At 65.7% G+C, this 11,427-nt stretch carries 11 protein-coding genes and 1 tRNA gene; 8 read left to right on the forward strand and 4 right to left on the reverse strand.

The window, feature by feature from the left end; all coding sequences use genetic code 11:
• Nucleotides 1-184: 184 nt before the first annotated feature.
• Entirely contained in the window at nucleotides 185-1,342 is a 1,158-nt protein-coding gene (locus tag MRS60_RS01100) for a cation diffusion facilitator family transporter (protein WP_105392353.1), read from the forward strand.
• Nucleotides 1,343-1,384: 42 nt separating this feature from the next.
• Here MRS60_RS01100 and MRS60_RS01105 read toward each other — a convergent pair whose 3' ends face one another.
• The 3 genes from MRS60_RS01105 to MRS60_RS01115 form a co-directional block, all read right to left on the reverse strand.
• Nucleotides 1,385-1,855 carry an Lrp/AsnC family transcriptional regulator gene (locus MRS60_RS01105; RefSeq protein WP_006477376.1) on the reverse strand — a complete coding sequence of 157 codons (471 nt, stop codon included), beginning with the start codon at nucleotides 1,853-1,855 and terminating at the stop codon, nucleotides 1,385-1,387.
• A gap of 79 nt (nucleotides 1,856-1,934) precedes the next feature.
• Nucleotides 1,935-2,594: an exonuclease gene (locus MRS60_RS01110; protein ID WP_034183926.1), complete on the reverse strand. Its 660-nt coding sequence runs from the start codon at nucleotides 2,592-2,594 to the stop codon at nucleotides 1,935-1,937.
• Entirely contained in the window at nucleotides 2,591-3,235 is a 645-nt protein-coding gene (locus MRS60_RS01115) for an MBL fold metallo-hydrolase (protein ID WP_243565104.1), read from the reverse strand. The genes MRS60_RS01110 and MRS60_RS01115 overlap by 4 nt, the downstream gene beginning before the upstream one ends.
• Nucleotides 3,236-3,890: 655 nt before the next feature.
• Between MRS60_RS01115 and MRS60_RS01120 the strand changes: the two genes are divergently transcribed.
• Nucleotides 3,891-4,502, forward strand: a complete 612-nt coding sequence (locus MRS60_RS01120) for a septal ring lytic transglycosylase RlpA family protein (protein WP_034183992.1) — start codon at nucleotides 3,891-3,893, stop codon at nucleotides 4,500-4,502.
• 78 nt (nucleotides 4,503-4,580) lie between these two features.
• On the opposite strand, the gene rsmI is transcribed toward MRS60_RS01120, so the two are convergent.
• Nucleotides 4,581-5,459 (reverse strand): 16S rRNA (cytidine(1402)-2'-O)-methyltransferase, encoded by an 879-nt coding sequence (gene rsmI, locus MRS60_RS01125; RefSeq protein WP_243565105.1) that lies wholly within the window; start codon nucleotides 5,457-5,459, stop codon nucleotides 4,581-4,583.
• Nucleotides 5,460-5,505: 46 nt separating this feature from the next.
• Between rsmI and MRS60_RS01130 the strand changes: the two genes are divergently transcribed.
• The 6 genes from MRS60_RS01130 (at nucleotide 5,506) to MRS60_RS01155 (ending at nucleotide 11,254) form a co-directional block, all read left to right on the forward strand.
• Entirely contained in the window at nucleotides 5,506-5,934 is a 429-nt protein-coding gene (locus MRS60_RS01130) for a YraN family protein (RefSeq protein WP_034183929.1), read from the forward strand.
• A gap of 126 nt (nucleotides 5,935-6,060) precedes the next feature.
• Nucleotides 6,061-6,645 (forward strand): SIS domain-containing protein, encoded by a 585-nt coding sequence (locus tag MRS60_RS01135; RefSeq protein ID WP_105392357.1) that lies wholly within the window; start codon nucleotides 6,061-6,063, stop codon nucleotides 6,643-6,645.
• 17 nt (nucleotides 6,646-6,662) lie between these two features.
• Nucleotides 6,663-7,463, forward strand: a complete 801-nt coding sequence (locus MRS60_RS01140) for a BON domain-containing protein (protein ID WP_034183993.1) — start codon at nucleotides 6,663-6,665, stop codon at nucleotides 7,461-7,463.
• A gap of 11 nt (nucleotides 7,464-7,474) precedes the next feature.
• Nucleotides 7,475-7,822, forward strand: coding sequence for a c-type cytochrome (locus MRS60_RS01145; RefSeq protein WP_432206990.1), 348 nt, complete (start codon nucleotides 7,475-7,477; stop codon nucleotides 7,820-7,822).
• A 66-nt stretch (nucleotides 7,823-7,888) separates the two neighbouring features.
• Nucleotides 7,889-7,964, forward strand: a tRNA-Ala gene (locus tag MRS60_RS01150).
• 503 nt (nucleotides 7,965-8,467) lie between these two features.
• Nucleotides 8,468-11,254 (forward strand): type VI secretion system Vgr family protein, encoded by a 2,787-nt coding sequence (locus MRS60_RS01155; RefSeq protein WP_243565106.1) that lies wholly within the window; start codon nucleotides 8,468-8,470, stop codon nucleotides 11,252-11,254.
• The last annotated feature ends 173 nt before the right edge of the window (nucleotides 11,255-11,427 follow it).

The following is an 11,427-nucleotide window of genomic DNA, read 5'->3' on the forward strand; positions in this document are numbered from 1 at the left end:
TTTTTGTTTCCGGACACTCGTCGGTGTGCGGAAGTTTGTCATGAAACTGTAATAATCCGGCGTGAATGAAAATGCGACACGTTCGCATAAGCGATTGATTTGAATGAGGAATTTGTTGATATTGGCGAGTCTCGCGGGGCGCTTTTGATAGAATTGCGTATCGCACACCGATATCTCATATTTCATGTCCACGTTTTCCGGCGACGCGCAAAGCGCAGATAAGCACGCAGTTGCGCGCAAGAGTACGCTCGTCAGTATTGTGCTGAATGTCGTGCTTGCGACATTTCAGATCGTCGTCGGCACGATTGCGCATTCGCAGGCGTTGATTGCCGACGGTGTGCATTCGATTTCCGATTTGATCTCGGATTTCGTCGTGCTGGTTGCGAATCGGCATAGCGGCGCATCGCCGGACGCCGACCACAATTACGGGCACAGCCGCTACGAGACGGTCGCGTCGCTGTTTCTCGGCGCTATCCTGATTGCGGTCGGAATCGGCATGCTCTGGCGCGCCGGCGACCGCCTCGTTAATCTCGAAAACATCCCGGCCGTGCATTTTTCCGCACTGGTCGTCGCGCTGACGGTGCTCGTGTCGAAAGAAGCGCTGTTTCGCTACATGCTGCGCGAGGCGCGGCGCGTGCGCTCGGCGATGCTCGTCGCGAACGCATGGCATGCGCGTTCGGACGCCGCGTCGTCGCTCGTCGTCGCGATCGGCATCGTCGGCAGCCTGGCCGGCGTGCGGCTGCTCGACCCGATCGCGGCGGCTATCGTCGGCTTCATGGTTGCGCGCATGGGCTGGACGTTCGGCTATGACGCGCTGCAGGACCTTTCCGACCGCGCGCTCGACACGACCGACACGGCCGAAATCCGTGCGCTGCTCGTGGAGACTCCCGGCGTACGCGACGTGCACGACCTGCGCACGCGCAAGATGGGCGATGCCGCGCTCGTCGACGCGCATATCCTCGTCGATCCGAAGATCTCCGTCTCCGAAGGGCATTACATCGCCGAGACCGCGCGCGCACGTGTACTGTCCGACCCGCGCGTGCTCGATGCGCTGATCCACGTCGACCCCGAGAACGATGCGGCGCGCCGTCCGGCGCTCGCGCTGCCGCCGCGCGGCGAGATCGCGGCACGGCTCGAGGCCGCGCTCGCGCAGCGCGGCCTGCGTGCGGCGGCGATCAACCTGCATTACCTGAGTACGGGGCTCGAGATCGACGTGACGCTCGCGAGCGATCCGGGCGACACCGATGCGGCGCTGGCCGGCCGGCTCGACGCCGACGCGCTCAAGCGCGAGTTCGGCGCGCGCCGGATCGGCTTCACGCGCACGATGCCCGCGCAGGCGTGATGCGATGCCCGCGAGCGCGGGCCGTCCGCGCGGGGCCGCGCGTTACAGCGGCAGTTGCGTGTCGAACTTGATCTCGCGCAGCACGACGCTCGTGCGCACCTGCGACACGGCCGGGATCTTGAAGATGCGTTCGTGCAGGAACACGTCGTAGGCCTTGATGTCGGGTGCGACGATCTTGAGGATGTAATCGGCTTCGCCGGTCGTGCTGTAGCACTCGGTGACTTCCGGGCAGGTCGCGATCTCGCGCTCGAACTGCTCGACGCCGCCTTCGTTGTGGCGGGTCAGGTGCACGTGCGCGAGCGCGCACACGTGCAGGCCGAGCTTCTCGCGATCGAGCAGCGCCGTGTAGCGCTGGATCACGCCCGACTGTTCCATGTCCTTGATGCGGCGCCAGCACGGCGTGCTCGACAGCCCGACCTGGTCGGAGATTTCCTGTACGGAACGGCGCGCGTCGAGCTGCAACAGGCGAAGGATTTTTTGCGAAAAGGAATCGAGCGTCACCTGCGCCTCCATGCGGCAGCTACAACACGCTGAATGTTAGAGGGCCGGGAAAGGAAAGGCAATCTGGCGTGGCGCTGTTGAGCGAGATTCGCTAATTTGCTCGCGGATCCGTGGGGTTTTGTCCCGTCCCCGCGTTTTCCGACCGATCGGTATCCGACACCGCGAGGCCCGCGAGCGCGGCCTGCTGCCGGCGCAGGTCGGCGAGCATGTTGCAGAACAGCGCGCCTTGCTCGATCGCGTCGTCGAGCGCGACGTGCGTATGCGGATGGTCGTCGAACCAGTGCTTCGGAAAGCGCGGCTTGATCGCCTTGCGGTACGGCAGGCCCGTCATCGCGAACGCGAGCGTCTTGATGTCGAGCGCCGACCAGGAGAACGGGCAGCGCCCTGCGAAGCGCATCATGTACCAGAACATGAACGTGAAGTCGAAACCGGCCGGCATCGCGACGAACACGGGCTTGCCGGGCAGCGCCTCGACCCAGTCGACGTACGCGACCAGTGCCGCCTCGGGCGCCTGCAGGTCGCGCCGGCACGCGGCCCACGCTTCGGGCTCCGTCTTCCACCATGCTTCCTGCACCGGATGCGCCTGTGCGCCCGGCAGCGTCTCGAGGTTCGCCGAGAACGTCGCGATCAGCTGCTTGTCCTCGGTATAGGCGGCCGATGCGAAGCTCAGCATCGAATGCGGGCCCGGAATCGGGCCGTCGGCCTCGACGTCGGTGCTGACGTAGATTTCCTGAATGGCGGTCTGGTTCATCCGAACACCTTGTCGGACACGAACGGGTTCGTGCGGCGCTCGTCGCCGAACGTCGACACCGGGCCGTGACCCGGCACGAACGTGACGTCGTCGCCGAGCGGCCACAGTTTTTCCTTGATCGAACGGACAAGGTCTTCATGATTGCCGCGCGGGAAATCGGTACGGCCGATCGAGCCCGCGAACAGCACGTCGCCGACGATCGCGACGCGATGCGCGCGACTGAAGAACACGACGTGGCCGGGCGTGTGGCCCGGGCAGTGAAAGACCTCGAGCGTTTCGTCGCCGAACCGCACGGTGTCGCCGTCGTTCAGCCAGCGGTCCGGCTCGAAGGCTTCGGCGGCCGGAAAACCGAAACGCTCGCTCTGTGTCGGCAGCTTCTCGATCCAGAAGCGCTCTTCTTCCTGCGGCCCCTCGATCGGCACGCCGTAGTGCGTCGCGAGCGTCTTCGCGCCCGCGCAGTGATCGATGTGCCCATGCGTGAGCAGCACCTTTTCGACCTGCACGTTCTGCCGCGCGACTTCCTGTTCGATCCGGTCGAGATCGCCGCCCGGATCGACGACGGCGGCGCGGCCCGTCTTCTCGCAGACGAGCAGCGAGCAGTTCTGCTGGAACGGCGTGACCGGAATGAGCGTGACTTTCATGGAGATACCGGCGGCTAAAAGGAGCGATTGTACCGGTCGCGCGCGCTGCCTGCCGCCCTTGCGGCGCACCGCGCGACGCGCGTCTACGGGCAATCCCGGAGCATGTCGATTGTTACCGCCATAGCGAGAATCAATGGTCCGGCCGGGCGCCTTTTCGAGATGGCGTTTTGATTTATGTATAATGCGCCCCATTGCGCGTGAATTTCACGCAATTCGCTGGTGTTTCGGCCCCGTTAAAAGAGGCGTCGAAATCACCGTCAAGCATCAGCCGCCGGGGAGTCCGGCGGTGTATCCAGCACCGAGCATTCGGTGCTCACGTCTTGTCCGGCCGGGTGCTGCGCGCCCGCCTGCGGCCCTGCTGCCGCGCCGCCGGATGAGGCCTGTGCCGCCGTTCCTGTGCGTTGGTCGTATCGACGCGCGCGAACGTGAAGCCATGTTCGATGGCGGCATGTGGGGTCTGGTCAGGCTGTTGGGGACAGGTTGCGCCAGACGTGAAAGCTAATCAGGACGGTTGCGGCATAGACGAAAGCCGCGCCCATGCTAGCCGCCTGCTCGCATTCGAGCGGGGCGTGCACGCATTTGCCGTCCGGGCCGCGTATGTGCGCTGTGAAACAGCGTCGTGAAGGAGCGGCCCGAACCAGAAGGCGACACGTCGATGAACGTACGATTTCCGAGTCGATTCGGGACCATTGCATTATTTTTTGCGCTGACGGGCTGTGCGGTGCCACCCAGCCAGACCACCGGAAGCGCGAACCAGAAGAACGCGGTCGACAAGACGGCCGCTGCCGCGAAGACGGGCAACGACAAGCAGCAACTGAATTTCGATTCCGCACTGGCGTCGATGCCGGCTGCCGACAGCAAGGACGCGAAGAAGCCGTCGCTGGCGGACGCCGAGCCGATCGACGGCAAGGATGTGTCCGACTTCCGCCAGACGGGGCGCGCCTCCTGGTACGGCCGGGATTTCCACGGCCGCCGCACCGCGAACGGCGAGCGTTTCAACATGAACGCGCTCACCGCCGCGCACCGCACGCTGCCGCTGTCGTCGTACATCAAGGTGACGAATTCGTCGACCGGCAAGTGGGTCGTCGTGAAGGTCAACGATCGCGGGCCGTTCAAGCGCGGCCGTGTGCTCGACCTGTCGTACGCGGCCGCCAAGGTGATCGGCCTCGTGCACGCCGGCACGGGCCGCGTGAAGATCGAAGGGCTGTCGCCGCAGGAAGCGCGCGACGCGCGCGACGAAATGCTCGCGTCGGTCTCGGCGAAGTAACGCGGCGGATCGTCCGCTCATGCACAAAGGGCTGCCTTCCGGCAGCCCTTTGTCGTTTCCGCGCGGCGCCGTCGCGCGTCAGCCTTCCTTCAGCGCGAGCGCGCGCGCATACAGCGTGTTGCGCGACGCGCCCGTCAGCGCGGCCGCGAGCTTGGCCGCGCTCTTCACCGGCACTTCTTCCAGCAGCAGCCTGAGCAGCGCGTCGTGCGCGGTGTCGTCGGCATCGCCGCTCGTCGCAGGCGCACCTTCGACGACCAGCACGAATTCGCCGCGCTGCCGGTTCGCATCGCCGGCGAGCCAGGTCTGTCCTTCGGCCAGGGTGCCCTGGAACAGTTGCTCGTGTAGCTTGGTGAGTTCGCGCGCGATCAGCAGCCGGCGCGCGGGGCCGAACGCGTCGGCGAGCGCGGCGACGGTTTCGGCGATCCGGTGCGGTGCTTCGTAGAACACCAGCGCGTACGGGTGCGACACCAGCGCCTGCAACGCGGTCGCGCGCTGCCTGGCCTTCGGCGGCAGGAAGCCCGCGAACGTGAACGCGCCGGCCCAGCCGCCGGCCACGCTCAACGCGGTCACGGCCGCGCTCGCGCCCGGCAGCGGGATCACCGCGAAGCCGGCCTCGCGCACTGCGTCGACGAGCCGCGCGCCGGGGTCCGAGATGCCGGGTGTGCCGGCGTCCGATACGTATGCCACGCGTTCGCCGGCGCGCAGCAGTTCGATCACGCGCTGCGCGGCTTCGCGTTCGTTGTGCTCGTGCACGGCGACGAGCGGCTTCGAGATCCCGTAGCGGGCGAGCAGCTGGCCCGTGTTGCGGGTGTCTTCGGCCGCGATGCGGTCGACGAGGCCGAGCACGTGCAGCGCGCGCAGCGTGATGTCGGCGGTGTTGCCGATCGGCGTGGCGACCACGTAGAGCGCGGCGCTCGGGTAGTGCTGCGTATGCGCGAGTTCGAGGAGGGCAGTCATGGCAGGCAATGCGCGCAATCGCGGCGCAAGCGGAACAAGGACGGCATTGTGCCACGCGGCGCCGGCGCGGCCGGATGGCGGGCGCGGTTTGCCGCGCGCGGGTGACAACTTTTCCGGTGCGGCGCGATCCAAACCGGTCGGCGCGGCATTCGAACAGCGGGCGCGGCAGTTTCTCGAACGCCGCGGCCTCGTGTGCATCGCGGCGAACGTGACGATGCGCGGCGGCGAGCTCGATCTCGTGATGCGCGAACCCGACGGCGTGCTCGTATTCGTCGAAGTGCGCGCGCGGCGCAGCATCCGGCATGGCGGCGCGGCCGCGAGCGTCGGCTGGCGCAAGCGGCGGCGCCTGGTCGCCGCGGCGCTCCAGTTCTGGGCGCGGCACGGTGCCGGCGCCGCGTGCCGTTTCGACGTCGTCGCGTTCGAGGCCGGGCGGCTCGCATGGCTGCGCGACGCATTTCGTACCGACGATGCGTAGCGGCGAGCTGTGACGAGATGTAAAGAGTTCTTGCCGGACCGCTGGAGAGGGTGCCGGAGTACGGTAAACTCGCCGCACCCACGATGTCGCGCGATGCGTGCCACGCGCCCAGTTCACCAGGAATCGATGTCAGTCGAACGTATTCAGCAACAATTTCGCGACAGCGCGGCGCTTCATGCCGAAGCGGCCGACGCGCTGTCGTTGCCGATCGCAGCCGCGGTCGACGCGATGTTCGCCGCGCTGGCGAACGGCAACAAGATCGTCGCGTGCGGCGACGGCCCGTCGGCCGCCGCCGCACACTATCTCGCGGTGTCGCTCGTCGGCGGCTTCGAGCGCGAGCGTCCGGGCCTGCCCGCGATCGCGCTGGCCACCGATGCGTCGCAGGCCGGCCTCGCGGGCGCGGCGGCCGCCGGGCAACTGTTCGCGCAGCAGGTGCGCGTGCTCGGCCAGACCGGCGACATCCTGCTGGTGCTCGACCCGACCGGCGCGTCGCCGCGCGTGCTGGCGGCCATCGACGAAGCGCACGAGCGCGAGATGACCGTCGTCGCGCTGACGGGCGGCAACGGCCACGCGGTCGCGGCCGCGCTGTCCGACACCGATATTCCGATCAGTGTGCCCGCCGTCCGCGCGGCGCGCATCCACGAAGTCCATCTGCTGACTATCCACTGCCTGTGCGACGGCATCGACGCGATGCTGCTGGGTGAGGATTGAACGAAGGAGAGCCGTCGATGAATCAAAGTCGCGTCAAACAGACGCTCGTCAGAACCACGCTGCTTGCCGCGCTGACGGCGGGCCTCGCCGTGTCGCTGCAGGGTTGTGTGCTCGGGGTCGTGGGTGCAGCGGCCGGCGGCGGCGCGCTGATCGCGACCGATCGCCGTACGCTCGGTGCGCAGACGGAAGATCGCGAGATCCAGGTCAAGGCGCTTTCGCAGATCAACAACGGGCTGCCCGACCAGTCGCACGTGAACGTGACGGTGTTCAACCGCCGCGTGCTGCTGACGGGCGAAGTGCCGAACAATGCGTCGAAGCAGCGTGCCGAGGAAATCGTGCGCGGCATCAACAACGTGAACGGCATCGTCAACGAGCTGTCGGTCGAGCCGGCGGCGTCGCTGTCGTCGCGTGCGAACGACTCGTACCTCGAAGGGCGCGTGAAGTCCGAGCTGATCGCGACGAAGGGCATTTCGGCGAACTACTACAAGGTCGTCAGCGAGCGCGGCAACCTGTACCTGATGGGTCTCGTGACGGTCGACGAAGGCAATCGCGGCGCCGAAGCCGCGAGCCAGGTGCCGGGCGTCGAGAAGGTCGTGAAGGTGTTCCAGTACGTCAAGCCGCAGGACGCGCAGGCGCTGCAGGCCGCGTCGCCCGCGAGCGGCGCATCCGGCACGCAGGCTGCCGCCGCGCCGGCGGACACCGCGACGGTCGGGGCGGTGCCCGACGCGTCGGTGCAGTCCACGCCGCTGCAGCCGCCCGCGCCGATCTCGAATTCGTCGAACGTGCACCCGGGCAACCCGAAGGCACCGCCGCAATGAAGATCGTGCAGATGAAGCAGATGAAACAGTGGATGGTGCAGGGCGCCGCGGCCGCGGTGCTCGTGGCCGGTACGTTAGGCGCCGCGCATGCGGACGTCGGCGACGGCCTGAAGGTGGCGCGCGGCAACGCATGCATGGGCTGCCACGCGGTCGACCGCAAGCTGGTCGGCCCGTCGTTCAAGGATATCGCCGCCCGCTACAAGTCCGATCCACAGGCCGTGGCGAAGCTGCAGAAGAAGGTGAAGGAAGGCGGTTCCGGCGTCTGGGGTGCGATTCCGATGCCGGCGCACCCGCGCATGAGCGACGCCGACGTCCGTTCGGTGGTCGAATGGGTGCTGGCTGGCGCGCCGTCAAAGTGACGCTTCAGGGGTGCTGAAACCCCTATTGCCAAGCGCGGAAATGCATGTGTATGATGGTCGACTGTTGGGGCGGTAGCTCAGCTGGGAGAGCGTCGCGTTCGCAATGCGAAGGTCGGGAGTTCGATCCTCCTCCGCTCCACCAACGGAATTTGAAGGGCTCGGTCGTATGAGACTGGAAGGATAATTTTGCACCGAGTGCAGGGTTATGCTTCTTTTCACAAAGTGCAGCCTTATGTTTCGCAAATAGAAAGCCGGCCTTGCGCCGGCTTTTTGCTTTTCTGTTCGATATCAGCGTGCACGCACGTTTCTCCGCCAGCTCTTTTTCAGCCGCGCGCGCTCCCGCTCGAATTGCTTGAGGCTCTTAACGGCTCCCAGGTGGCCGACATGCCGTTGCCAATTGTTGATCGCTGTTCGCTGGCCCCGTGCTTTTACGCGACCTCGGCGACCGGCGCCTTGTCCGCCTCATGCGGGATTCCGTCAATTTTAGTCAGATTGTGTCGGCAAACGGCATGGATAGTCGTCGGGCGTCGAATTATCCCCACAAATTTGATATCTTCGCTGTCACAAATCGGTAGTGTGACCGTGCCGTGACGCGAGTCGCAAAGCCGAATCCAATACGTTTACAACAATATTGAGAGAACGGCTGTGTCGATAAGCGAAACAATAAGCAGCTTCGCATCGGGGGTGGTCGACTGGAACCGTCGGCCGGTAGCCTTGAATTTTGGCAAGGCGCAAGGCGCATTGGGGCACTTGCTTGCGCTGCAGCACGCGCACGTGCACGAAGGGCTGATGACCGGTATTCACGGGCATCTAACCTGTGTGTCGCCCCGCCACAATCTGTCGCCGCGGTTGTTCCTCGGCGTCCCCGTCTCAATCCGGCTTGTTACCGACCGGGGCCAGTTGCACCTCGTCAATGCAATCGTCCAGGACGTGCAGATCGGCCAGAGCGACGGCGAGTTGTGCGTGTACCAGCTTACCGTGTGCGACGCGTTGTCGTTGATGGACAAGCGTACGAATTCCCGCGTATTCCGCCAGAGCAGTGTCGTCGATATCCTCGCGACGTTGTTCAACGAATGGCGTCATCGCAGCCCGGCGCTGGCTGCTGCCTTCGAATTCGACCTGTCCGGCTTGAGTCGCGACCGGTATCCGGCACGCGAGCTGACCCGGCAGGTCAACGAATCGGATGCGAAGTTTGTGCGCCGCCTGCTGCGGCGCGAAGGCATCACGGTGTTTGCCAATGCTGGCTCGGCCAAAGGCGCGCGCGACAACCACGACGACACGCCCGTACATACGCTCGTGTGCTGTGACGAACCGATGTCGCTGCCCGAAGCACCGGCCGGCACGGTACGACTGCATCCGCGCGACGCCGCCACGGAGGAGCGCGACACCGTCACGCTGTTCGCACTGCATCAGCGGCTGACGCCTGGGCAGGTCGGCCGTCCGTCATGGGACTACAAGAAGGCGCGTATCGACGAGTCGATGGTCGCCACGAGTCTCAATCAGGGCGAGGCCGGCAACGATCTTGCGCAACTGCTGACCGACGTCGCGATCGACATCCCGCATATGGGCGACTCGTGGAACGACCACGAGCGCCTCACACGCGCCCGGATGCTTGCGCATCAGTTCGAAGCCGAGCGTTACGATGGCGTGAGCAGCGTGCGCGACCTGGCCGTCGGCGCTTGGATCACGTTGACCGGCGACCCCGAATGGGACATGCAGACCACGGACAAGCGGCAGTTCGTGATCACGTCAATCGACCACGACGTCTGGAACAACCTCCCGAAAGGACTGACCGACCGAGTGCAGGCGCTGTTTGCGGCGAGCCGGCACCTTGCCTATCCGTCGCCGTCCCGGCAGCCGGCGGCGGCAGCCGAACCCGACACGCGCTACGAGAACCGCTTCACGTGCGTGCGCCGGGGCGTACCGCTCACGCCGGCATACGATCCGAAGATCGACCTGCCACCCGTGCACCTGCTCACCGGTACGATCGTCGGTCAGCAAGGCGAGGAAGTGTTCTGCGATGCCGATGGCCGCGTACGTGTGCGGATCCACGGCCTCGATCCGGTAGATCATGCGCACGCCCAGGGGGCGGGCACGAACGACAACGCCGGCGACAGTGCGCCGATCCGTGTCGGAGCGAGCCTCGCGGGTGGAAGCTTTGGTTCGCTTTTTCTGCCGCGTGTCGGCATGGAAGTCTTGATCGGCAGCCTCGGCGGCGATCCGGACCGGTTGATCATCATCAATGTGCTGAGCAACGGCGTGAACCCGCCGGCGGCCTTCACCCATATCGGCAACCTTCCCGGCAACCGCTACGTGTCGGGGATCAAGACCAAGGAAATCAAGGGGCGTCGGTATAACCAGCTGCGTTTCGACGACACGCCGGGTCAGATTTCCAGTCAGCTGGCGAGCGAACATGCGCATTCTCAACTGAATCTGGGGTATCTGACGCAGCCCCGTCAGGACGGCCGAGGTCAAGACCGTGGAGAGGGCGCGGAATTGCGCACCGACGCGGCCGCCGCGCTGCGGGCCGCACAAGGGATTCTGCTGACGACCTACGCGCGCTCGCAGGCGAGCGGCGGTCAGCTCGATCGTGATGAGTTGCTGCGGCTGCTCGGCGAGTGCACCGAGTTGTTCAAGTCGCTGGGCGACTACGCAGGTCAACATGGCGGACAGGCGAGCGATACGGCGGGCCAGCAGGCAGTCGCCGCGGCGTTCAAGGGCTGGACGCCCGGTAGCGGCGGCGGTGCGTCGGGCACCGGAACCGGCGATGCGGCCGGATCGCAGGCGCTGATGGCGTTCGGTGCGCAAGCCGGCTCGGTCGCGATGACTCCGAAGACCCACGTGACGTACGCCGGCGAGAACATCGACCAGGTCGCGCAGCAACATGTCCAGCTGACCAGCGGCCAGCGCATCACGCTGCACGGCGGCCGCGGTGTCGCGATGTTCGCGCACAGCGATGGCGTCTCGGCGATCGCGAATCAGGGCAAGGTGACGCTGCAGAGCCAGAACGACGACACGCAGATCGATTCCGCGAAGAACATTCAGTTCACTGCGGCCGGTGGCAAGCTCGCCGGCATGGCGAGCGACGAGGTGGTCTTCACGACGTCCGGCGGTGCCTACCTGAAACTGCACGGCAGCGATATCGAGCTGGGGTGCCCCGGCACGTTCACGGTGAAGTCCGCCGGGCACTCGTGGCAGGGGCCGGCGAGCATGAGCACGGACATGCCGAAGTTCGACCATGCGCCGCTCGGGCGCGTGCCGAAGCTCGTGCGACCGACCGACGGTCAGGCCGTAGAGGGCATGCAGGCGGAAATCACGAAAGCGTCGGGCGAGGTGGTGAAGGGGCAATCCGACGCAGCGGGCAAGCTTGCTCCCATCCAGAGCAACCAGTTCGAACCATTCGTCGTGAATTTCTTCAAGAACAAGACCTGACCGGGGGATAAAAAAATCATGGCAGACACTGCCGATACAGCACCGGCTAGTCCGGTTGCATCTGAAAACAATCCGTCGGCGCAGGCCGCAGCGAACGACGGTGGCGGTCTCGATCCGCGCACGCCTTCAGGCGGGGGCGCGTCGGGGGGCGGGGACGATTCGCAGAATCGCTA

Source organism: Burkholderia pyrrocinia (assembly GCF_022809715.1).
Classification (GTDB): domain Bacteria; phylum Pseudomonadota; class Gammaproteobacteria; order Burkholderiales; family Burkholderiaceae; genus Burkholderia; species Burkholderia pyrrocinia_C.

Coding starts and splice junctions, on each gene's coding strand:
- MRS60_RS01100 (WP_105392353.1), top strand. CDS start 185: ATGTCCACGTTTTCCGGCGACGCGCAAAGCGCAGATAAGCACGCAGTT.
- MRS60_RS01105 (WP_006477376.1), bottom strand. CDS start 1,855: ATGGAGGCGCAGGTGACGCTCGATTCCTTTTCGCAAAAAATCCTTCGC.
- MRS60_RS01110 (WP_034183926.1), bottom strand. CDS start 2,594: ATGAACCAGACCGCCATTCAGGAAATCTACGTCAGCACCGACGTCGAG.
- MRS60_RS01115 (WP_243565104.1), bottom strand. CDS start 3,235: ATGAAAGTCACGCTCATTCCGGTCACGCCGTTCCAGCAGAACTGCTCG.
- MRS60_RS01120 (WP_034183992.1), top strand. CDS start 3,891: ATGAACGTACGATTTCCGAGTCGATTCGGGACCATTGCATTATTTTTT.
- rsmI (WP_243565105.1), bottom strand. CDS start 5,459: ATGACTGCCCTCCTCGAACTCGCGCATACGCAGCACTACCCGAGCGCC.
- MRS60_RS01135 (WP_105392357.1), top strand. CDS start 6,061: ATGTCAGTCGAACGTATTCAGCAACAATTTCGCGACAGCGCGGCGCTT.
- MRS60_RS01140 (WP_034183993.1), top strand. CDS start 6,663: ATGAATCAAAGTCGCGTCAAACAGACGCTCGTCAGAACCACGCTGCTT.
- MRS60_RS01145 (WP_432206990.1), top strand. CDS start 7,475: ATGAAGCAGATGAAACAGTGGATGGTGCAGGGCGCCGCGGCCGCGGTG.